At 68.5% G+C, this 21908-nt stretch carries 16 protein-coding genes and 1 pseudogene; 10 read left to right on the plus strand and 7 right to left on the minus strand.

Annotated elements, in window-relative coordinates; translation table 11 throughout:
• Window positions 1-736 precede the first annotated feature (736 nt).
• A complete protein-coding gene (locus IPJ59_RS31905) occupies window positions 737-1102 on the minus strand; it encodes a helix-turn-helix domain-containing protein (protein WP_293274941.1) in 366 nt (121 codons plus the stop codon).
• A gap of 105 nt (window positions 1103-1207) precedes the next feature.
• Here IPJ59_RS31905 and IPJ59_RS31910 point away from each other — a divergent pair, with 105 nt between their 5' ends.
• The 7 genes from IPJ59_RS31910 (at window position 1208) to IPJ59_RS31940 (ending at window position 11456) form a co-directional block, all read left to right on the plus strand.
• Window positions 1208-1438: a hypothetical protein gene (locus IPJ59_RS31910; RefSeq protein WP_293274943.1), complete on the plus strand. Its 231-nt coding sequence runs from the start codon at window positions 1208-1210 to the stop codon at window positions 1436-1438.
• 37 nt (window positions 1439-1475) lie between these two features.
• Window positions 1476-1664, plus strand: coding sequence for a hypothetical protein (locus tag IPJ59_RS31915; RefSeq protein WP_293274945.1), 189 nt, complete (start codon window positions 1476-1478; stop codon window positions 1662-1664).
• 75 nt (window positions 1665-1739) lie between these two features.
• Window positions 1740-2819, plus strand: coding sequence for a hypothetical protein (locus IPJ59_RS31920; protein ID WP_293274947.1), 1080 nt, complete (start codon window positions 1740-1742; stop codon window positions 2817-2819).
• 442 nt (window positions 2820-3261) lie between these two features.
• Entirely contained in the window at window positions 3262-4830 is a 1569-nt protein-coding gene (locus IPJ59_RS31925; protein ID WP_293274948.1) for a hypothetical protein, read from the plus strand.
• A 203-nt stretch (window positions 4831-5033) separates the two neighbouring features.
• Window positions 5034-6353, plus strand: a complete 1320-nt coding sequence (locus tag IPJ59_RS31930; protein WP_293274949.1) for a hypothetical protein — start codon at window positions 5034-5036, stop codon at window positions 6351-6353.
• The gene (locus IPJ59_RS31935) at window positions 6350-8539 is read left to right on the plus strand and encodes a phospholipase D-like domain-containing protein (RefSeq protein WP_293274951.1); all 2190 of its coding nucleotides are present in this window, start codon (window positions 6350-6352) and stop codon (window positions 8537-8539) included. The genes IPJ59_RS31930 and IPJ59_RS31935 overlap by 4 nt, the downstream gene beginning before the upstream one ends.
• A complete protein-coding gene (locus IPJ59_RS31940) occupies window positions 8526-11456 on the plus strand; it encodes an SNF2-related protein (RefSeq protein WP_293274953.1) in 2931 nt (976 codons plus the stop codon). The genes IPJ59_RS31935 and IPJ59_RS31940 overlap by 14 nt, the downstream gene beginning before the upstream one ends.
• 58 nt (window positions 11457-11514) lie before the next feature.
• On the opposite strand, the gene IPJ59_RS31945 is transcribed toward IPJ59_RS31940, so the two are convergent.
• Window positions 11515-11673: a hypothetical protein gene (locus tag IPJ59_RS31945; protein WP_293274954.1), complete on the minus strand. Its 159-nt coding sequence runs from the start codon at window positions 11671-11673 to the stop codon at window positions 11515-11517.
• Between the two features lie 142 nt (window positions 11674-11815).
• On the opposite strand from IPJ59_RS31945, the gene IPJ59_RS31950 reads away from it, so the two are divergent.
• Window positions 11816-13846 carry a serine/threonine-protein kinase gene (locus tag IPJ59_RS31950; protein ID WP_293274956.1) on the plus strand — a complete coding sequence of 677 codons (2031 nt, stop codon included), beginning with the start codon at window positions 11816-11818 and terminating at the stop codon, window positions 13844-13846.
• A 61-nt stretch (window positions 13847-13907) separates the two neighbouring features.
• Window positions 13908-14594 carry an RNA polymerase sigma factor gene (locus tag IPJ59_RS31955; RefSeq protein WP_293274957.1) on the plus strand — a complete coding sequence of 229 codons (687 nt, stop codon included), beginning with the start codon at window positions 13908-13910 and terminating at the stop codon, window positions 14592-14594.
• 638 nt (window positions 14595-15232) lie between these two features.
• Here IPJ59_RS31955 and IPJ59_RS31960 read toward each other — a convergent pair.
• Window positions 15233-15442 (minus strand): hypothetical protein, encoded by a 210-nt coding sequence (locus tag IPJ59_RS31960; RefSeq protein WP_293274959.1) that lies wholly within the window; start codon window positions 15440-15442, stop codon window positions 15233-15235.
• Between the two features lie 986 nt (window positions 15443-16428).
• Here IPJ59_RS31960 and IPJ59_RS31965 point away from each other — a divergent pair.
• A complete protein-coding gene (locus IPJ59_RS31965) occupies window positions 16429-16689 on the plus strand; it encodes a hypothetical protein (protein ID WP_293274960.1) in 261 nt (86 codons plus the stop codon).
• 21 nt (window positions 16690-16710) lie between these two features.
• Here the strand turns inward: IPJ59_RS31965 and IPJ59_RS38360 are convergent.
• From IPJ59_RS38360 to IPJ59_RS31980, 4 genes and pseudogenes are all read right to left on the minus strand, one after another.
• A pseudogene (locus IPJ59_RS38360) lies at window positions 16711-16929 on the minus strand (histidine phosphatase family protein); the annotation flags it as partial.
• Window positions 16926-18587 carry a methyltransferase gene (locus IPJ59_RS31970; protein WP_293274962.1) on the minus strand — a complete coding sequence of 554 codons (1662 nt, stop codon included), beginning with the start codon at window positions 18585-18587 and terminating at the stop codon, window positions 16926-16928. The gene IPJ59_RS31970 and the pseudogene IPJ59_RS38360, both read right to left, overlap by 4 nt.
• On the minus strand, window positions 18584-20914 hold the full coding sequence (locus IPJ59_RS31975; RefSeq protein ID WP_293274964.1) for a glycosyltransferase: 2331 nt from the start codon (window positions 20912-20914) through the stop codon (window positions 18584-18586). The genes IPJ59_RS31970 and IPJ59_RS31975 overlap by 4 nt, the downstream gene beginning before the upstream one ends.
• Window positions 20911-21822 carry an NAD-dependent epimerase/dehydratase family protein gene (locus tag IPJ59_RS31980; RefSeq protein ID WP_293274965.1) on the minus strand — a complete coding sequence of 304 codons (912 nt, stop codon included), beginning with the start codon at window positions 21820-21822 and terminating at the stop codon, window positions 20911-20913. The genes IPJ59_RS31975 and IPJ59_RS31980 overlap by 4 nt, the downstream gene beginning before the upstream one ends.
• Window positions 21823-21908 lie beyond the last annotated feature (86 nt).

Below are 21908 nucleotides of genomic sequence, written 5' to 3' on the forward strand. Positions count from 1 at the left end.
TGAAAGTTCCGATCCAGTTGGATCCAATTAGCTGTAGTCACGATTTCCCTCCGAGGGAATGAGCAATAATTGTCGCATGCTATCGAGATCGAGCGATTTCGTCCATTATCGGTTAACGTCGCACGCGACGTTAACCTCTCTCTCGCTCCTGGGTCAACAGGCTGGCCCGCACGGGGCGGCGGCAGGCAGGGTCTCGCTCGCAAGGGACCGCGCGGCGGCATCGAAGTGTCGCCGGGCGGGCTCGCCGTACTGCCGAGTTTCCTTCCGGAGGGTTCGCCAAAGCGGGGGGCGTGACGCTGCTCGCCGACCCAGCGGCCTACCACAACTCGCACGGAAGTACTGCTGCATCGCGCGTCACGCGCCGCCGCGCCGCGCCGCGGCCCACGACCACATACACCCGGCCGAGCACGGCCAGGGCCCGCGGCCTCGGCCGCGGCTGGGCTCACTCCCGGGTCCGAGGCTGACCCGCTACGGTCAAGCTACAGTAGAGCTGGCGACTACTTCATCCGCCGACCGATTGGGGGGCGCTACTTACGGCGGCCGGCCGCCGGAGGACCCGAAGTGGCTCGCCGCGGCGGTCACTACGTTGGTGCGGGTCTGTGAGCGCTGTGCCCCAAACGGTTTGGGATCGTCGGTATGGGTCTGTTTCCAAAGACACGTCGCGCGCGGACCTGGATCGGCGCCCTGTAACGGGCGAGTCGCCTGGACCTGGCGGGGGATCGCGCCTTGCTCGAAGCTAACTGCCACTTTTCCGGGCACGGGACTTCCGATCCGCCCCGACCTTCGTGCGTCCACGTGGCTGCGTGGCGGCGGTACCTGCCTCTTCGCCGAGCGCCTGCCCAAACGCCCGCAGCAACGCACCCTCCTCGCCGCCGAGCAACTCGCAGAGCGCATCGAGCGTGCCGAGCGTCGGTGCGAGCACCGCGCGTTCGTAGCGGCTGATCGTGTTCGCCGACACGGCCTCGACCCCGAGCGCCTCGGCCAGACGCGTCTGTAGCCCGGCCTGAGACAAGCCACTGCGCTCGCGGGCACGGCGTAGCAACGCCGCGAGCTCCGCCCGCACGTGGTTGTCGCGAGTCTCGCCTGATGAACGGCGTGCCAAGGCGTCCGGATGGTAGTCGTCCGGACCTTGCGCGCCTAGAACCTTAAACGATTAGCCTTCTGCAGTCTAGTCTTTAAAAGACTATACTAACGGTCGAGGACATCCATGACTTCTCCGCAGACACCGGAAAATCAGTCAGCGAGCCCAGCACCCGGCTACACCGCCACCTTCCACCTCCCCGACGGCTCCCGCCTCATCGTCGCGGTCGCCGGCGCGGTCGCCTTCTCCTGCGGAGGCGACCAGGGCTCGACGCGGCTGGTCGTCCTCGGACCAGACCGTCGCGTACGCGCCCGCGGCGACCTCGACGCGCTGCTGCGCCGGGCCGGGCTCGGGTGACCGACCGCGGGCCACCACACGACCCCGAATACCGGGCGTGTGGGCCTCCGAGGACGAGTACATCCGCGAGCAGATCGCCGAGCACCTGCCGCGCTTTCTCGTCTGGCTGCTCGCTCGTTGCGACCCGGAGCGGCTATGTGCGGGTTACACCGCCGGTCGACTGCGCCTGTGGTCGACGCCCGCGCCGCACGGGCGCGTTCACGTGTACGAGTCGGACGCGCAGTAGCCTGGACGCCGGCTGTGGTTAGCGAGACGATGCCGGCTCGTCCTCCGCACCATACGCGGGGGCGAACGGAGCCGCATGAGTGTACATGACACGATCCTCGGCCACCTCGTCGGGTGGGGCCTCTCGCGCCGCTATGAGGACGCCGCGACGGAGGGCCTCGCGTTCCTCCTCCAGCGTCACCCGCAGGTGCGCGAGCGCCTCGTCACCCTCCTGCGCGCCGCCCAGCCCGGCCTCCCGGGCGACCTGCGCTTCGCCACGCAGGAGCTGTTCGCCGCCGGCCGCCCCGACATGTGCGGCCGCCACGGCGACGCCGTACGGGTGCTCGTCGAGAGCAAGTTCTGGGCGGCCCTCACCGATAACCAGCCGGTCGGCTACCTCGGGAAGCTCGCCGAGGAGCCCGCCCCCACCCTGCTGCTGTTCATCGTGCCCGAGCGCCGCCGCGTGTACCTGTGGCGCGAACTGCAGGAGCGCCTGAAGGCGGCGGGCATCGGCCATCACTCCGTCGGCGACGACCTCGTCGAGATCTCCGGCCGTGACCCCAGCCAGCGCCTCCAGATCACCAGCTGGTCGGCCCTGCTCAAGGCGCTCGCTGGCGGCCCCGACGACGATGCTCGTGCCAACCTCGAGCAGCTCGCCGGGGTCTGCCGGATCGCCGACGACAGCGAGGCCCGCCCGCTCGTGCGCGAGGAACTGACCGACCCCCAGGTCCCGGCGCGCATGATGCAGTATGTGGATATCGTGAGGGGCGTCGTTGACCGCGGCTGCCCCGAGGTGTTTCGCAGCGCGGGTGGTCGCAACAGCTTCTATTGGTATGCGACCGGCGAGAAGATCCAGTTCGCCTGGGACAACGCTCCGGGTGCCTGGCTTGGCGTCGACCTCGTGCGCTGGCGAAGGTACGCGAATGGGCCGCTTTGGCTGCACTTCGACTGGCAATGGGGCCAGGCGCGTGTCGTCAGGGACCGCCTCGAGGTGTGGGCCGCCGCGCAGGGGCGGGCGTTGTGCGACACGGACGAGGGCGTGATGCTCCACCTCGATCTGCTCGTCGAGCGCGAGCAGGCCGTGGTCATCGACGATGTGATCGCCCAGCTGCGCACGATCGGCGCCCTGCTCCGCGGCGCCGTGACTCCCCCGGCGCCTGGCGACGCAAAGCCGTAGCGGTCGGCGGGGAGGCCGCGTTCACCCGTCGCACGCGCACCCGGTCGGCGTGTGGCACTCGCGGTTCGCCGCGATACAGGTGTTCCCGCAGGCGCGCCCGCTGTGGCAGGTCCGACAGCAGCGGGACGGCGCCGGCGAGCTCGGGGCGGGCGCGCTGCGTGGGGCAGGGGCCAGCGGCGTGAGTTCGAGGGAGCGCGTAGACTCGGTCCAGCTGCGCTCGACCGTCGTGACCGACGCCTCCTGAACAATGGTAACCGGCGGCGGCGGCGGACTCGGGTCGGCGGGTTCCTCCGCCTCGGGCTCCTCGGGCACCTCGGCGTCCGCCCGACCGCGACAACCCGCCGCGAAACATGCAGCAGCAACCAGGGCCGTGAGAATGCGCAACGCCTGGGCGCCCCCGCTGCCCGCTCCGCCGCCGACAAAATCGATACGCTGCCCCACGATGCGTCCCCTATTTCTCGCCCTACTATCACTCGCAGCATGTAGCCGCGTCAACAGCGGACAGCCGATCAAGTACCCCGTTGTGCCGAGTGCGGCGCTGGGGACCGGATTCTCCTCGCTCAGTGGTCAAACCGCCGGCAAGTGTGTGGTCCCCAAACCCGTCGAACGGGTCACCGATCGGGTCGACGGCCTCACGGAGGAGATCGTCTACGTCCATAATAAGCAAGAGCTTCTGCGGTCGATCGGCTACTCGGGCGGCGTCAGCTTCGGCCTATTCGGGGTCGGCGTGAATTTCGGCGCCGAATCTATCGACCGCAAATTTCAGTCCAGGAGCACTTCGTTTCTCGTCGTCCAGGCGCGAATCAAGACCGCGAGCCGGACGCTCGGCAAGTATCAGCTCGAGAAGCACGCGGCCGAGACCCTGCGACGGGACGGTCCCGGGAAGTTCTTCGAGCTCTGCGGCGACGGCTTCGTCGCCGAGGAGGAGCAGGGCGGCTATTTTCTCGGCATCATCGCTCTCGAGAGTGTCTCGCGCGAGGAGGCTCGCAGGCTGTCAGGCAGCGGTGGTGTGTCATTTCTGGGCATCGGCGTACAGGGCGGAGCGAGCAGCGAGTCCAAGAATTTCCTCGAGCGTCACAAAGCCCGCTATTTCGTCATCCAGGAGGGCGGGGCCGCGGACGGCGCCGCCTCGCTACAGCCCGAGAGTTCTCTCGACGTCATGCTTCAGCGGGCCAGGCGCTTTCAGGAGACCGTCACCACCGGCAAGGCGGTCACGACCCAGCTGATCATCAAGCCCTATCAGATGACCTCCAATCGCCCGCGCCGCGCCGACCCGTGGGACTTGACCGAGCAGCGCCGCTTCCTGGCCCAGCTGGCGACTCGTTACAGTGAACTGCAACAGGCGGACGCCGAACTGATGGCGAAGCTGGAATCGTCGACCTGCGGCCGAGAGAAGGACAAGGCCAAGGTCGAGAAGCTCCATGCCGAGTACGAGGTGGCGATCCGCGGCGTCAAGCAACGTGCCGAAGATTGCGTGAGAGATCCGAGTAGCGAGTGCAGGGAGCGAGGGCTCGGCTCGGTCGATCCTGCCAGGCATCAGAAGATGATGGCACTGTGTACGATTCAACCGGACCGCCCGTACGTCGCTCGCTCGGGCCTGCTCGGCGGGATGGCCTCACCACCGGCACCACCCTCGCCAAGGCCCGGGGTCGACGCTCCATGCCGCGTGTGGCGGTTCGCCTCCGTGGCGGCGGAAATCTCCCCAAGCAAGCCCGGGGGAGCGCCCTGGGACGCTGATGGTAGCCCGCCGGAGACCGCGTTCGCCTTGTGGCTCGGCGATCGCAGGATCAACTTTCCCACGAAGTCGAGCTACTCGACCGGTGGACCGATCGAAGACGGGCTGGTCAGCGCTGGGGCTTCCGTGAAGGCGGCGTTGACGGACCGCGATGCAATGTTTGACGATCGCATCGCTGACATCAGCAATACCGTCCCGGAGATCCTTCCGGAGGGCACCTTGACGCTGGAGAGCGGCCGAACCTCGGTGACCCTGCGCGGGCGCTGCATCGAATAGGCCGCGATCTCGGGTCCATCCTCCGATCCCGTCTCTCCGACGAACACGCACTGCGGTGTTTTCACCGCAGCGAAGGCCGTATCGTGCCTGTTGCTCGAACGATTGTTCCTCTGGCGTCCGAAATGGCGCTTGCATGCACATCTGCAATGTGATGTTGTACCCTGGTCATGATCGCGCTCGTACCCCTATCACGTCCCGCCGAGGTGCTGCTGTGGGCGGCCCCGATGCCCAGCGAGTCCGAGTTCGTGCTCGAGGATCCGCTCGCGCTCGATTATCTCGGCCAGCAGATCGGGTATTTCCTGCTTCCTGCCCTCACCACCCGTAGCGGCCACGCACAGTATTTCGCGATGGTCCTGTATGGCCTCGACCTGGCCGAGCGCGCGCTCGCAGAATATGGCCTGCCCGACGAGGACCGAACCCGGCACGATCTGTTCGGGCGCTGGGAGCGGCTCTGGGCCCTGGCCCTGCTGGAATCGCATGGTGGCGAGCTCACCCGCGGCCATCCGGACGCCATCCGCGGCGCCCGCGGCGTGGCGAAGGCGTGGGTCTCGGGCGAGCGCCCCCTCCCGCGCGACTATCCGCTGATCTCCCGCCAGAGCGAGCTGGGCGGGCTCGGCGCGTATCTCGTGCCTCTCCGCGATCTCGGCCTCGTCTATCCCGGTAGCCTGCGGGTCACCCCGGCGGCGGTGCCGATCCTCGAGGCCTTCTGGGGCGAGCCCGGGACGATGCACATGCAGCGCTTCGACAACTGGGCGATGCATGTCCTCTCCCCGGCGACCACGCGAGTCGAGCGCAAATTCTCGAACTTCCGTCTGTCCACCCTCGGCGAGCGCTCGCGCCTGAGCAGCATCCTCGGCCGCGAGGCCCAGCAGCGGCGCGTCTTCGAGGCCGTGGTCGAGCGAGCCCCGCCGCCCACGCTCCGCGTCATTCAGCTCGTGGAGCAGGCCGCCAGGCTCCGCATCGACGAGTCCCGCGACATGCTCGTGGCAATGATCGCCGGCCAGTGCGGCCCGGTCGAGCCGCAACTGCGAGATCTCCTGGCGCTCGCGCTTGCCTTCGGCGACGCCGCATTCGCCGTGCGCGACGCGTTCGATGCGGTCTACGGCGACATCACGGAGGCCGGCTTCGCCGCCCCGCGAGCGCAGGTGGTGGCCCGCGTGCTGGCCGGCGAGCGGCATCAGAGATTGCGCGACGCAGCCACGGCGTTGCTCGCGGCGCCGGAGCTCGTCCGCCTCCAGCGCCTGCCGATGCACGGCCGCCTGTTCCTGCGTCTCGCCGAGGACCTTCGTGAGGCGACTCCGGCCGCCGCCCTCGATCATTTGCTGGCCTTTCACCGCCGCGTCCAGCGCGAGCGCAGCTCGGGCGACAGCTGGATCTCCGAGGCGGACGGGGATCTGCAGATCGCACAGACCCGATACACCGGCCACCGATTTGCCGCGCGGTTCCCTGCTTTCAAGTTCAACATTGCCCGCAACCTGCTCGAGACCACGGGCCGGCTCGCCACCCAGGGAGTAAGCAAGTGACCCGACGCTCCACGCCTCCGCGACGCACCGCCCTCGAGTGCCTCGATAACCCCGAGCCGTGCCTGGGCGCGGTCTTCTGCTCATATACCTTCGATCCCCTGTTCTTCGAGTCGCAGATTCTACGCACGATCCTCAAGCTGCAGAGCGACCCCGACGAGCAGACCGTCGACTTCCTGCGCGAGGGGCGTGGGGCGCTGCAGAAGCTGCCCGTGGCATGTTTTGTCGACGCCGACGCGCGCACCCCCGGCCAGCGCCTTCCCTATGACCTGCGGCTCGTCCACGGCCGCGTCTTTCACCCCAAGCTCGCGCTGCTCGTCCACCAGGACCACATCGATCTCCTCCTCGGCTCGGGCAACCTGACGCGCGGAGGATATGGCGACAACACCGAGCTGTGGTTCCCGCGCAAGCTCCGCTTCGACGACCCCGAGACCGCCGTGGTCGCGGACGAGCTCCTGGGGTTCCTCGCCGGTGTCGAGGCCCTGGGTGGTCCGGCGAGTCCCCAGCTCGCCTTGATCCGCGAGGTGCTCACGGCCCGGCTCGTCCGCACGCTGCCCCCACCCGCCACGCGCAGCTTCCAGCTACTGCACTCCGTGGACGCGCCGCTGCTGCCCGCGTTGTTGGAGCTCATCCCGCGCGACGCGGAGATCGTCCGGATCGGCGCCCTCGCGCCCTTCTTCGAGCGTGACGACCAGCAGGCCGCGGATGTCAGCGAGATGCGCTCCCTGATCAGCGAGATCCTGGCCGCGCGCCGCAGCGAGGGTGCTGTCATCGACCTCGGATTCGGCTGGCACGGCGGACCTTTGGGGCCGCCGGCGATCGTTCCGACGCTCGAGCAGGGCCTCGGTCAGCTGTGGGTACGGCGGACTCGGGGCGAGAACCCGAGCGTCGAATACTTCACCCCGATCAAGCAGACGCCGAAGCAGCTTCGTTATCTCGACAGTCGCCTGAGCGAACGCTTCTGGCCGCGGGAGCAGACCGACGAGGCCTACGCTGAAAGAGAGCTGTACCCGGCGGCGCCGCTGGTGGCCAACGGTCCGGCCAACATCGTCAAGCTGCTCCGGACCCAGCGCACGCTGCAGACCTGGCTGCTGCCGACCCAGCGCTTCGATGACGACCGCCCGGTGCGGCGCCCCCTGCATGCGAAGCTGCTCACGATCACCAGTCAACACCGCAACAAGAGCAGCACGCACGTGCTGGTGGGCTCGCCCAACGCCTCGGCCCGCGCCCTGGTGCACCCGCCGCCGCACGGCAACGTCGAACTCGCCGTGGCGCTCACGCTCGACGGCGCCTGGACGCTGCCCGACCTCGCGCCCGAGCTGATCGCCTGCCCCCCCGAGCAGTTGCAGCTGAGCGACCCGAACTTCCCGGCCGTCGGCGCCAACCTCGGCCGCTGGATCGCCGACGCCTACCACGACGCCCTCGCGCGCGAGCTGCACGTCGTGTGGGCCAGCGACATCGGGGCTTCGCCGGGTCCCTGGCGCTTATCCTACCTGCAGCGGATCCTCGCGGAGGGTAGCGAGGCGCCCCAGGGTGAGGTGGTCGCCGCGGAGTTCGACCTGTCGCTCAACAGCTGCGAGCTGACGCTCGAGATCGCCGGAGTTTGCTACGCCGTGTCGATCCGGATCGTCGACCTCAATCAGCTGCCGGTTGACCCCGTGGAGGCTCAATACGGGCTCGCCGAGCTGATCGCCCTGCTCAGCCGACGGATCGGCCGTGAGCGAATGATGCACGTGGCGACCCAGCCGCGGCAGAACGCGACACGGTCCATCCTCGAGTTGCTGTTCGGTGAGGGCTTCACCCCGACCGATATCTATCGCGCCTGGCGAAACGTCGCTCATGAACTCGGCGAAGAGCAGCTCTCGCTCGCAGCGTTCCGCTACATCATCGCCGGACCGCTCGGTGTCCGCACCGTCTGGCGGCGCATGGTCGAGGCCGTCGGACACGCGTTCAACCGCGAGGTCGCCTGGTTCTACGGCGCCGAGCTGCGCAAGACCCTGGGCGAGCTGCAATTGCCCGAGGACCCCGATCGTTCCGCGAAGCAGGCCGAACTGGCCAGTCTTCTCGCCGACCTCCGTGCGGAGCTCGAGCAGCTCACGCCGGACCCCCAGGGCCAGCCGTGGCTGGCGCCGATCCTGCGGTTTTATCGTCCTCTGACCAGTACGGGTGAGCGCCATGACCCCACGTGACCGCGATTGGCTGCGTTCCTTCCTCGATCTGGGCGCCATGGCGACCCAGGCCAATATCTCCCTCAAGGACATCGAGCGCCAGGAGGACACTGTCCTGCGCGCGCTCGAGATCCTCGATGGTGCCCCCGGGGTGGTGCTCGCCGACGAGGTCGGCATGGGCAAGACCTTCGAGGCCCTGGGGGTGCTGGCAGCGCGTGCGCAGGCCGACCCCACGAGCCGCTTCCTCATCATTACCCCGGGCAATGACCTCAACAAGAAATGGCTGGGCGAGTTCAACCGATTTACGAGTCTGGTCGCGGGCAGGCGGGTATTCTCGGGTCTCGAGCAAGGCTCGTACATGGCGGTCGGGCGCCTCGGCGAACTGCTCAAGGAGGCGCCGCGTCGACGGGTGCTGATCGCCCCGGTCACGCTGTTTCTGCGCGGCGTCCGCGAGGACCAGGCCGATCTGCTCGATCTCTTCTGCCGCCATCGTCGGCTCGGAGGCCCGACGCGCGCCGCGATCTTCCGCCGCTTCCGCGATGGCATCCTAAAAAATGAGACGAGCGAGACATTCCTCGATCATTTCAGCTACGCAGAAGTGGAGCCTCATCTCGACGCGGCATTCAGCGTGGCCGACGGCCCGGAGCCGACGTTGTCTGCTGCTTTCGACGAGGTCGGCAACGACCTGTTCGCCAATGAGAAGGACGTCTGCAAGCTCCTGGACCTCGCGCGCTTCAAGCTGGCCCGATCGATGTTGCCGACCTTCGATCTGCTGGTCGTCGACGAGGCACACAAGCTCAAGAACAGCGAGACCAAGCGCTTCCTGTCGCTGAGCAACGCGCTCCGCAAGCGCTTTCGCGGCGCCCTGTTCCTGACCGCGACGCCGTTCCAGCTCGGGCCCGAGGAGCTGCGGCAGGTCTTCACCCTGTTCTCGCTGGCGCAGAGCGCTCCCCCGGATCTCGACCGGCAGGCGGAGGCGCTGCTCGTCGATATCCGCGATTACCAGGACGCCTATGCCGCCTTCGAGCGCGACTGGTCCCGCGTCGACGCCGTGCTTGCTGACGAGCTCGGTCGTTATCTGGCCAGCGACCCCACCCTGGCGGGCTCGCCCGAGAACCCCGCGCTGCGCCCGATCGTCGAGCATCTGCGGCGCCTGTTTCGCCTCAAGGACGGACGCATCGAGCCCGGATTTCGCCGCTGGATGGTCCGCAGTCGGCGAGATGACCGCTTCACCTACCGCGAGCACAAGGAGGAGCGCCTCGCGGTCGCGGGCGCCGCGATGGTCCCCTTTCTCGCGTATGAGCGGCTCATCAGCGAGCTCTTCGCCCACAAGACCCCGACCCACAAGGCCGCGGTCGAGATCAACATGGTCTCCTCGTACAGCGCGGCCCGCCGCAGTGAGATGCTGTCGAGCGAGAAGGCTGCCTCGATCCCGTCGGTCGAGCGCTATCGGGTGCTTCTGAGGGAGATCCTCGATAGCCTGCACGACCAGGAGGACAGCCATCCCAAGCTGTCCCACGTCATGCGGGATGTTCTGCGTGCCGCCGAGCAACAGGGCGAGAAGACGCTGATCTTCTGTGCGAGGATCGGCACCCTCACCGAGCTATCGCGCAAGCTCAAGAGCGCCTGGGAGGATCGGCTCGTGCTTCGCTGGCAGCGGGCCGTGCCGGAGGCCACCCACGAGGATATCTTCGATACGCGCGAGGATGATCGACGCGAGCGCGGCCGACACTCGCGCCTCCAGGTCCGGTTTCATCGCACGCAGGACGTGCTGTACTTCGGCCTGCGCGAGCGATACCTGCAGACGCTGCTGGACTTTCAGGACTGGGGCGAGACCCACCTCGATGCGATCCTCGAGCGCGCTGGCCAGCTGCTCCCCCAGGTCCGGACCGGCCATACCTCGGCCGAGCGCATCAACTTCTGCATCCTCAAGCGCGTGGTGGAACGCGCTGCAGTGGAGCTCCGCCGCGAGTACGAGCCGGACTGGGCAGAGGCCTTCTCCGACGTCGTCGCTCGCATCTGCGATCCCCGCTACATCAGCCTGGGCTACGACCTCGTCAAGGACGCGCTCGAGGAGGCCGAGGAGGGGCCCCACGCGCCCACCTGGCAGATCACCCGGGAATATGCGCAGCTTGTCGTCAGCTCGCGGCCCCACCTCTGGACCTACTTCCGCGGCAGCATGTTCGGGTTGCCGGACGAGCGCCGCGTCCAGCTCGTCGAGCGTATCGCCCGCTATCTCACCGCGCGCCTCGTCCCGTTTCTCGCCGACCTCCTCGGGTTTGCCCGGACGAACGGGCTCGACTTGCAAACCATCGCCTCGCGCGCGTTGCTCGACCAGGTCGATGAGTTCTGGCAGGTGCCGGCGGGGCGGGCCTACGTCGAGCAGTTAAAGCAGTTCATGCATTACTTCCACTACGAGCTATCCGAGGATAAACAGGGCGAGCTCCTAAGCGGTTCGCTGCTCCAGGGCGACTTTGTTCGTCAGACCCAGGACGGTGAGTCACGCGACCGCCTCCGCGAGGCGTTCAACACCCCCCTGTATCCCATGGTCCTGATCGCCAACGAGGTGATGCAGGAAGGGCTGGACCTCCAGCGTTCGTGCCGGCGGGTCATCCATCATGACTTGCCCTGGAACCCGGCCCAGCTCGAGCAGCGTGTCGGTCGGGTCGACCGCCTCGGTGGTCGGATCCACAAGCTCCGCGACAAGAACTCCGACGCCCGGCTGGAGATCCTCTATCCGCTGATCAGCCAGACGATCGACGCACGGATCTACGAGACGGTGCGGGAGCGGGAGAAGTGGCTCGAGTTCCTGCTCGGGGCCCCGCCGGACGTCCAGGACTATGCAGCAGGGGGAGACACCCCGGAGCTGCCGCCCGGGGTCGCGGACCGTTTGCGGATTGACCTTCGGCCGGCGCCGCCGGCCGGCACGCTGGATTGATCGATGTTGCTCGGCAGCGGGGACCCGCGTGGAGTCCCACGCAGGTCCCCTGGTTGGGCTACTTGCGTCCGCCCTTGTCGCTCGCGCCGCCGCCGGGGTGGGCCGGGTTCTGCGGGTTTTGCTGACGGGAGCGGTTGTCCTGGTCCTGCTTCTGTTGCGGGTTGTTGGGGTTCTTCGCGTCGGAACGCTGGTCATTGGGGCTCGGCTGCTTGCTCATGTTGTCCTGCTTTCTCGGCGCCTCGTTTGGCGTCCACAGCCAAGTCCCGGGGGCCCCGGGTTCGGCTCACGCTGCGACCGAAAGTTGTCGGGCGCCCACGGGCCGCCGTTTCTCGGATATGCTGGGCGCAGTATTGCCCGCCATGCCTATGCAGGACCCGGTTATCGACCTCGACAACACGATCGCCACGGCCTACATGCTCGTCGCCCAGATCGGCGCGGCGCCGCCGATCATACAGGGGCGTTATGAGCTCCGGCGGACCCTCGGTCGCGGCGCGAACGGGCTGGTCTGCGAGGCGCTCGACCGTCACCTTCAACGTTACGTCGCCCTCAAGCTGGTCCCGCTGCGGGACGCTCGCACGGCCACGAACGCGGCGCGTGAGGCCCAGACGCTGGCGCAGTTCGACCACGCCAACATCGTCCGGATCCACGACGTCGGCCAGGCGAGCGACATCAGCGGGCTGCGGGTCGACCTGGTCTACGTGGTGATGGAGCTACTCAAGGGGGCCAACCTGCGCCATTGGGCAGCGGAGCAGCGGGGCCAACGGGCCATCCTCGACGTGTTCCTCGCGGCCGGCGAGGGCCTCGCGGCCGCGCACGAGCAGGGCTTCGTGCACGGCGACTTCACGCCTGAGAACGTGGTGATCGATGCGCGCGGCCGGGTCCGCGTCGTCGACTTCGGCCTGGCTCGCTGGGGCGGTGATGAGATGGCGCAGGCCGGGACCTTCGAGGTGAACCGGACGCTCACGCAGGGCCCGCGTGGCACCCCCGGCTACATCGCGCCGGAGGTGTTCCTGGCAAAGGGCGACGCGCGCAGCGACCAGTATGCCTTTGCCGTGTCGCTGTGGGAGCTGCTGCTCGGGCGCATGCCCTTCGAGCGTCCAGGTGAGGTCTCGGCGCCGGATCTCGAGCGCAGCGCGGCGAGCTTGCCGGCGCCGGTCGTGCGCGCCTTGCAGCGAGCCACCGCGGCCGACCCCGTCGCACGATTCCCCTCGATGCGTGCGCTGCTGGCGGCCCTGCGTGCGGGCGACGAAACGACACTCGCGCCGACCATGCCTGCGAGGGACCGATGGCGGGTGCCCGCGGCGGGCGGGCTCCTGCTGGGTGGCGCGCTGCTCGGGGGCTATGCGCTCTTCGGGCTGCCCGAGGAACCCGAGCCTGAACCCGTCGCGCAGCCGGTGGTGGAACCCGCCCCGCCGGCGGCCTGCCCTCAACTCGCCGCGATCGTCGGCACCTGGGATTACACCACCTCCGTCATGTGGGCCGCCGAGGCGCGCTTCCTCGGGGAGCAGGGCTACTACCGCGTCACCGTCACCGCGGAGGCGGACTGTCGCGCGGCCTTCCATGTCGAAAAGCACGGCGATTCGGCGAAGCCGAGGTACGGCGAGAACCTCGAGGACCGGCTCATCACGAACGTCACGCGGGCGGCCGACGGCGCGGTCGAGGTCGTGCTCGATCTCCGGCTCGCCAAGCCCAGCCAGCGATCCGCCGGCGGTCAGCGCAGCGGCCTTCACTATCGCCACACCCTGTCGTGGGCCGACGGCCAGCTGCGCGGCGACTGGTCCTTCGTCCAGGCCAAGACCCGCGCGCCGGAGATGCGCGGCCTGCTCGTCGGCGCGGGCGCGGGCCAGGCCTATGAGCTTGGTTTCACGCTTGCGCAGGCGACCTGTCCCGGGCAGTGCCGGGTGCGCTGCGCCGGTGAGGTCGCCGCGAACACCTGCATCGCCGCGCAGTGCCGTGGCGACCATGCCAGCGTGTCGGACTGCGGCGGGGCCGATGACGACTTCGAGCCGCCGGCCAACGCGCTCAAGGCCGCGGCCGAGCCGCTGGGCGAGGCCCAGGGCATCAGCGACCGCTGCCGCCAGGTCGCCCAGCGGATCCCCGGCACGTGGACGGTCTGGAAGCGCCCGAGCTCGGGCGCCGTGGGTAGCGCCGAACGCTTCGATCTGCGGCTCGAGAGCGTGGGCTGCGAGCTGACTGGTCGGGTGCGCCCGCCATCCGGCGTCGTCCACGACATCCACGGCTGGGTCGACCCGAACAGCGGTCTGTGGCGCCTCCAGCCCGTCGATCGCCCTGAATGGCCGATCTGGGCGCTGACCGGCTGGGATCCGGCCTTCGGCGCCGCCGACGGCGGCAAAGCCACGCTGGTGGCCCACAAGGTGCCAGCTCCGTGAATTTTCAGCGACCGTGAGCCGCGGCGCCCCGCGCCCGGGACATCCACCCGAGGACCCGAAGATGCCGACCGACCGACCCCAGGACGACGCCGCCCAGACCCGCCAGCTGGCCGCCGAGCTCTACCCGCGATTGCTGCGATTCTTCCGCAGCAAGGTCCCGCACCCCGACTGCCACGACCTCGCACAACAGACCTTCACCGAATTCCTGCGCCAGCTGCGGAGCAAGCAGATCGACAACCCGCGAGGCTACCTGTGGGGCGTGGCCCACTTCCAGTTGCTCAAGTTCATCGACCGCAAGCGGCCCGGCGGCGAGCAGTTCGACAGCACCCGCATGTCGATGGCCTTCGTCGGCACTTCGCTCAGCATGCACTTCGACAAGCGCAACCGCATCACTGCGGCGCTGCGCGAATTGCCGCTGGCGCAGCAGCTGGCCTTCGAGCTGCGCCACGGCGAGGAGCTGCAACTCGAGGAGGTCGCCGAGGCGATGAAGATGTCGCTGGCGACGGTGAAGCGGTACCTCAAGAGCGCGCTCGAGTCCCTGCGCGCGTCGCTCGACGCGAGCGAGCCGGTCGCGGAGCAGCAGGCGGCTGCGGCCTACCGGGGTGGAGCGGGAGGGTGCCCAGGCAGGCGGGGGGGCAGGGCCGCAACGGGGAGCGCCAGGGCCTGGAAGATCGTCAGGCCACCTTCCGGAGCCTCCAGGGCGAGGTGCCGCTTGATGGCGTCGGCTTGGAAGCCGATCGAGGCCTGAGGATGGCCTCGTCGCCGTGGGCGACACCATTGCGAATAGATACGAGGTCGAGGTTGGGCCACTCAAGGGGCTTGACTTATCGTCAAGCGTCTCGCAGATCCGCGAGATGAGGTAATGTTGCCCTGAATATGTGGGGACAAGCGAGCGAGGGGTATGACTCGGGAAGGGGGCTCGCGATGGGTCGAGGTAGTCCGAGGTAGTCACCATATTGCTCAGCATCCAGAGATTGGGCTTTCAGGCCGGGAGGGAAATAGGGGGCGAAATAGGCGGTCATTTAGCTCGTATTCGAGAACCAGCACGAGAAGGTGGGCGCTGCGTCCGAGGTCATCGACCGCGCTACTGTAGGACCGCTCTGCGCGATGCAAGCAGTGGCCCGGCATCTGGGGCGGATCATGGGAAATTCACGGGCAGCAGGCGTTCACTCCCAGATCTTGCGGCTCGCCAGCTTGAGGTCTTCTTTGCGTTGCTCCGAGAGTCGTTTCACCCATGCGCCGCTTGGAGGCGCCGACAAAGCGGTCCCAGGCAGTCGAATCATCGTTCACCTTGTTGACGAGCTCCTTGAGGGCGGTTTCGGTCCTCCGACACGCACGACGACGATCAAGGCATCGCCGGCCAACTCTTCTGTGATGCCCTTGAGCTCATCGAGTCTGGTCTGTCGCACGCTGCTTCAACGTGCGAAGCGGCTCATAGAGCTTGGCGCGCGCATCCACCGAGCGCATCAGATACTCAAGGGATTCGCCGTAGAGCCCGGCATCAAGGCACACGAGCGCCAGGCCGTGGTTGACGTTGGCCACCTTCTCCGGCTCGTTGCACAGCGTGAGCGCTTCGAGTAGATACCGATAGGCCAAAGGGAGATTGAAGCGCTTGCGGAGGAAATCCGCGTAGTCCTCCAGCGTATCGGTGAGCCGTTTCCGATGCGGTCCGCCTCGGGGAAGTGCCTCGGCGCCAGCGACGTGAAGGCTCGCTCGGCCGCCGATGTGCTCAACACGCCAGGGCGGGCCGCCAAGATACGGGCCAGATGCAACTTGGACGCGATCTTGCGCAGCGGGTCCTTGACTTCGGCGGCCAGAGCGCGCCTCTCTCTGTATTTCTCCTCGGCAGTAGGGAAATCCTCACGGAGCCAGCGGAGCGAGCCGGTGAGGCCGACCGCATTGGCGAGGCGGTGCTTGTTGCCCAGAGGCGCGCGAGGACCTCGAAACGGGCGTAGCAGTCATCGGCGGCCGCGCGCTGGCCCAAGACTGCCCAGAAGCGAGCCCATGTTGGCCAGCAGGCGGGCGTGCGGGTGGGGATGCTCGACCAGAGGCGCCGTAGAGCCGGCTCGGTACGTCGTAGGCCTTCCAGGCGCCCAACCCGCGCAGCGTAGCCGCGAGATGGTTCTGGATCAATAGGACTGCTGCTCGATTTCTCCGGCCATCCTGGCGACCCGAGGGCTTCATCGAAGCTCGCTCTGGAGGCTTCGAGATCGCCGAGGCGATAGTGGCACAGGCCCATGAACCGCTGGCCGACGATCGTCCCGAGGCTGCATTGGGCGGCCATCGACTGCCGACGGAGCTCCTCGTTGATGTGGAGCGCCTCAGCGTGAGCCGGCGCTTGTATAGGTGGCCTTGCGGCCTCATAGAGGGCCATGAAGCTCGGGTGGAAGGAGCAGGGCTGGGATTCGATGGGGATCATGGCGAAACTCCTTCGTTGTGGATCGCGTGAGAGCGATCGACGGTAGGAGACGATGGGAGTGTCGTTGCCGTTCCAGAGGGCGGCAGCTTCCGAGGAATGCGGGCCAGGCGTGACCGGTGGCGGGGCGAGGGCAGGGCGTGTGGCCAGGGAGAAGAACTGCGTCGTGGGTTACGAATACATGCAGGCCGGCGGGCGAGTCACGGAGGGCGAGATGCATGTGCTGCACCAGCTTGAGGGCGGCCGAGTGTGCGGGTGCCAGCCCCGGGAGGGGCGGATCTTCGTAGGCCATGTGCTCGACGACGGCCTCGTGACCGATGGTTTGCCAGTGGGTCCAGGCGAGCTCAGGGTCCAGGACGAAGACACCCGGGTCGCCGAGCAGGTGATCGTCGACGATGTCGACTTCGATGTTCGCGCCACGACGTAGGGCTTCGGCTGTTTCGCGGCAGCGGCGTACTGGGCTGGTCGAGATGCTCAGGATCCGTGGACCGAGGGTCGCGCCGAGGAGCTCGGCGCAGCGGCGGCCGTGGGCCGTGAGTGCGAGGTCTGTGCCGTGTTCGCCGGGGGCGAGCGGCGGACGTTCGGCGTGGCGCAGCAGCAGGGCGACGGGGCGGTCGATCGGCGTGGCCGCGGGGAGCCGCGGGAGTTCGGAGGGCCAGGGCTTCATGCGTGGGTGGCCGTGAGGATGTGGAGCAGCGAGCTTGCGCGCTCGTGCCGGGTGAGGCGTAGGCCGGCGCGCCGCAGGAGGGCGTCGAAGTCGGCGAGCGTCCGTTCGCGGCCGCCGGTGACGACGCGGAGGTGGAGGTCGCAGAGGCCGCCGCCGGGGATTTCGGGGTCGAGGAGGAGCTCGACGATCACGAGCTGGCCACCGGGGTTCAGGGCCTCGCGGGCTCGGTGCAGGAGGGTGAGGGCCTGGTCGTTGTCCCAGTCGTGGAGTACGCGGGTGAGCACGATGACGTCGGCGGCGATGGGCCAGGGGGCGAAGAGGTCGGCGCTGATGGCCGCGAAGCGGCGCTGGACGGGGAGTTGCTCGACGACCTCGGGGCGCTCGAGGAGGACGACGGAGGTCTCTGGGCGTTGGGCTGCGACCAGCTCGGCGAGAACGCCGAGGCCGCCGCCCGCGTCGACGATGACACCCTCATGCGGGAGTGGGAGGTGGCCGGCGATCGAGGTGTAGTCGTGGCGCGCGTAGCTACGGAGCATGCGGTTGTGTGAGGTGGCGCGCGCGGGTGAAGTTGCGACCTCCTGGAACACATCGGACGGGTGCCACTCGCCATCGCGCAGTGCGTGGGCCAGCTCGGACCAGCGGGCTCGCTGTGGGCCAGCGGCCTCGCGGGCCGCGTCGGCGAGCGTCTGGGGGTGGTCCTCGCGCAGGTGAGCGCCGCGTTCGGTGGGGTGCCACAGATCGTCCCGCGCGCGGGTGACGACGCCGAGCTCGGCGAGGGCGCGGAGCAGCCGGGTCGCGCCGTCGAGGGTGATCCCGCAGCGGGTGGCGACGGCGAGGGGTGTCGCGGGGAGGGCAGGAATGAGGTGGAGATCGACGGTGACGGCGAGCGTGTCCGTGCGCCATGCGCCGACGATGTCGGCGGAGAGGGCGTGAAACTCGCTGCGGAGGGCAGGGCGCAGCTCGACGAGGCTGTGGGCGGCTTCGTCGATGATCTCGAGGCCGCCGTCGTGGCGTTCGACCCGCGCCTGGCCGTTGTAGAAGGGCTCGACGGCGGCGAAGCGGCGGGCGTAGGCGGGCTGGCCGTGGCGGTCGACGTGCATCCATCCGGCGTCGTCGCGGGCGCGGGCGAAGCCCTTGTGGAAGACGTCGAGGTCGATGAACCAGCGGTCGTGGAGCGGCTGGCCGTGAGGGTCGATGTGGGTCGAGTGACCGTCGGCGCGCTGCACGACGGCCGAGCCGTCGCGGTAGTCGCCGGCGTAGCGCCAGCGCTCGTGATAGGCGGGCTGGCCCTCGGCGGTGAGGTGGTGATATTCGCCGGTGGTATCGCGGACCGGACAGCGGCCGTTTTGAAAATTGCCGCACCAGGCGTATCGCTCGGGGTAGAGGTCGTCGCCGTCGACGGTGATGTGATGCCATCCGTCGCTTGCGGTGACGGCGGCGCGGCCCTCGTAGTAGCCGAAGGTGCGGATGAACCGGCGGGTATAGGCCGGGGTGCCGTCCTCGTGGATGTGCCAGGCTTCGTCGGCGCGGCGCACGGGGGCTAGGCCGGGGGCGTGGAACTTGAGCACCTCATCGAAGCGGTCCGCGTAGAGCGGACGGCCGGCGAGGAGATGATGGGTGTTGTCCGCGGCGATCGGGGTCTCGGACCAGCGGGTCATGGGGCCTCCACGGGCTTGCGCATGTTGCAACCGAGGCAGAGGGAATGGTTGCGGTAGCTGGTGCGCAGGCGGTCGTAGGATTCGCCGCGCCAGATCTGCATGAGGGACTTGTCGTGGAGGTCGCCAAATTCGCCGAGGGTGCGGCGCTGGGCGTCGGGGGCGCAGCAGGGGTCGAAGCGGCCCGTGGCGCTGACCCAGGCCTCCTGCCCGAGGAAGGGGCAGGGGCCGCCGGGGGCGATGTCCTCGCGGGCGTCGGGGTCGAGTGGGAAGATGTTGTCGAGCTGAATGCGGGTACCCGCGGCGACGGCCCGCGCGGCGGCGACGGCCTGGTTCCAGCGGGCGATGGCCTCGGGGCTGCGGCGCATCGAGAGGTCCTTGATCTCGTCGAAGTGGGCCCAGAGGTGGTGTCCCTTGACGCGGTCGACGCCGAGCCGTGCGGCGAGCCGGACGATCTCCGCGAGCTCCCCGACGTTGCTCTCGAGGAAGGTGAGCTGGAAGGTGACGCGGCAGCGGTTGCCGCCGGCAGCCGCGTGCGCGTCGCGGACGGCGATGAATTCGCGGGCGTTGGCGAGGACTTTCTCCCAGCGGGTGCCGGGCATGATCTGCTCGTGGGTGCGGGCGGTGGCGCCGTTCCAGGAGATCTTGACGTCGGAGGTGACGGGGACGATGCGCTCGGCCCAGGCATGCGCGCCGAGGCGAGGGAAGGTGCCGTTGGTGGTCAGGTTGAGCTTGACGCCGTGGCTGCGGCAGAGTTCGAGGATATCCTCGAAATGCTTGTAGAGCAGGGGCTCGCCCATGGTGGAGGGGATCATCTCGCGCATGCCATTGGCGGCGGCCTCGGCGAAGATCCGGCGCAGCAGTTCGATCGGCATGAGGCGTGGCGGCTTGCCGGCCTCCTTGCGGCGGATCTGCAGCAGGCTGTGCTCGGAGTGCTCCTCGCACATGATGCAGCGCAGGTTGCAGGTGTCGGGGTTGGTGTCGAAGGTGACGCGCCAGGGGCCGGAGCGGGCCGGAACACGCGCGGAATCGCGGCGGGCGAGGACGTGCTGATACAGGGCCTCGATGGCGGTGACGTGGGTCTGGACGTCGGGGATGTCGCCGGCGGGGTCGTCGATGTAGCCGCGGGCGCCGAGGCGAGCGGCGAGGGCGGGGTCATCGACGAGGCGCTGCATCTGCGCGGCGAGGCCGGCGGGATCTCGGTGCGGGTAGAGGAGGCCGTTGATCTCGTGATGGACGTATTCAGCCATGCCGCCGGAATCGGCGGTGATCACGGGAACGCGGGCCTGCTGGGCCTCGTGGATGACGAGGGGGGAGTTCTCGACCCAGATCGAAGGGACGACGATCGCGTCGACGTGATCGAACACGTCGGTGACGATCTCCTGGTTGCGGTACTCGGGCAACCATTCGATGCGGGCGCCGGCATTGTTGGGGAGGCGGTCGGCGAGGGCCCGCAGGGCGGCGGTCTCCTGGCCGCGCGGGCGACCCCAGATACGCAGGCAGGCGTCGCCCTGCAGGCGGCCGAATGCGTCGATGAGCTGGTGAATGCCCTTGGCGGGGATGTGGGTGCCGATGTAGCCGAAGGTGAAGGGCTCCTCGGGTCGGCGACGGCGACCGACCAGGCGGGTGCGGTCGAAGCCGTAGTCGAGGTAGACGAGCTTGCGGGCGGGGAGGCCAAACTCGTCGCGGTAGCGACGCTCGAGGTAGCGGGCTGGGGCGATGAAGAGGTCGATGTGCTCGACCATGGCGCGCATGTGCTGCATGCGGCGGGCGACCCAGTCGGTCCAGTGGGCGAGGTCTCGCTCGTGCTCGTCGTCGGCGCCGGAGAAGTAGCGGGCGTAGCAGCGCTCGGCGCACTTGCGGTCGTCCTGGCCGTCGCAGGCGGGCCACAGGTTGTTCGGGTCCTCGGGGTGCATCTGCATGAACTGGCCGCGGGGGCACATGACCCAGTAGTCGTGCAGGGTGTAGACGATCGGGATCTCCCGGCGGGCGGCCTCGAGGACCAGCGAGGTCGAGAGGTGATTGAGGTGGCCGATGTGCACGATGTCGGGCTGGACCTGATCGAGCAACGCGGCGAAGGCCTGGTCGACGCCGGGGTTGCGGTAGCGATCGCGGCTGCGGGCGGCGTTGACGAGGCGCAGGTGGACGCGGGCGTCGTCGGGGTCGCGCTCGTCGCGGGTGGTGTCGTCCGGGGCAAAGGGATCTTCCTCGCGTGTGAAGACGTGGACCTCGTGGCGCTCAGCGAGGCCGTGGCACAGGGTCTGGGTGTAGACCTCCGAGCCGGCGTTGTAGCGCATCGGGTAGCCGTGGATGACCTGGACGATCTTCATGTTGCACCACCGATCTCGGTGCGGACCGCTGCGATGAAGCGGGTGAGGCCGTCGCGCAGGGAGATGCGTGGTGACCAGTCGAGGAATTGCCGGGCGCGTTCAGGAGAGCCGTGGAACTGGGCGACGTCGTAGCTGCGAGGTGGCGCGTGGGTGATGGGGGCCTGGGTGCCCGCGAGTTCTACAGTGAGGGCGGCGAGCTGGCCGAGGGTGGTTGGGGTGCCGGTCAGGAATTGGATCGGCGGGGGTGGTGGCTGGCCGTTCTCGAGGTGGTTGGCGAGCATGGCGATGCCGCGGGCGGTGTCGTCGACGTGGGTGAAATCGAAGGTGTGATCGGCGCCGTCGACCCGGAGCGGCTGGCCGCTGACGGCGGCGCGGACGAAGGCCGGAACGACGCGATCGTGGTGGTCGGCGCGGCTGCCGTAGACGTTGGAGAGGCGGACGATGGCGCCGCGCAGACCCTGGTCGCGGGCGGCGAGGAGCATGCGCTCGCCGGCGACCTTGGTGTGGCCGTAGACGTTGATCGGGTCGAGGGGAGTATCCTCGGTGGCGGGGAGCTGCCGGGGCTGGCCGTATACCTCGCGGCTGCTGGCAAAGATCAGCCAGGGGCGGTGCGGGGCAGCGAGGGCGGCATCGAGGAGATTGCGCGTGCCGTCGATGTTGGTGGCCCGGCAAGCCCCCGGGTCACGCTCGCCCCAGATGACCCGGGAGACGGCGGCGAGGTGGACGATGCCGGTGCAGGCGAGCACGGCAGCGTGGACCGCCTGGGCGTCGCGTACGTCGACGCGGGAGTGCGGGTCGGGATCGCGCAGGTCGAGGGAGAGGACGCGATGGCCGTGGGCTCGCAAGGTCGTGGTGAGGGCGCTGCCAACGAGACCGGCGCTGCCGGTGATGAGGACGGTGGGTTCCAAGGGACTCCTGGCGAGAGGGGGATGCTACCTCTCTCAAGGGCCAGTCCCGCGGGGAGAGGAGAACGGCTCACCGGTCCGGTAGGACC

Origin of the sequence: Nannocystis sp. (genome assembly GCF_016714285.1) — a bacterium.
Lineage (GTDB): Bacteria > Myxococcota_A > Polyangia > Nannocystales > Nannocystaceae > Nannocystis.

Excerpts from the sequence above, each read along its gene's own strand:
- IPJ59_RS31925 (WP_293274948.1), top strand. The coding sequence starts at position 3,262 with ATGCGTCCCCTATTTCTCGCCCTACTATCACTCGCAGCATGTAGCCGC.
- IPJ59_RS31975 (WP_293274964.1), bottom strand. The coding sequence starts at position 20,914 with ATGAAGATCGTCCAGGTCATCCACGGCTACCCGATGCGCTACAACGCC.
- IPJ59_RS31955 (WP_293274957.1), top strand. The coding sequence starts at position 13,908 with ATGCCGACCGACCGACCCCAGGACGACGCCGCCCAGACCCGCCAGCTG.
- IPJ59_RS31910 (WP_293274943.1), top strand. The coding sequence starts at position 1,208 with ATGACTTCTCCGCAGACACCGGAAAATCAGTCAGCGAGCCCAGCACCC.
- IPJ59_RS31920 (WP_293274947.1), top strand. The coding sequence starts at position 1,740 with ATGAGTGTACATGACACGATCCTCGGCCACCTCGTCGGGTGGGGCCTC.
- IPJ59_RS31945 (WP_293274954.1), bottom strand. The coding sequence starts at position 11,673 with ATGAGCAAGCAGCCGAGCCCCAATGACCAGCGTTCCGACGCGAAGAAC.
- IPJ59_RS31940 (WP_293274953.1), top strand. The coding sequence starts at position 8,526 with ATGACCCCACGTGACCGCGATTGGCTGCGTTCCTTCCTCGATCTGGGC.
- IPJ59_RS31970 (WP_293274962.1), bottom strand. The coding sequence starts at position 18,587 with ATGACCCGCTGGTCCGAGACCCCGATCGCCGCGGACAACACCCATCAT.
- IPJ59_RS31950 (WP_293274956.1), top strand. The coding sequence starts at position 11,816 with ATGCCTATGCAGGACCCGGTTATCGACCTCGACAACACGATCGCCACG.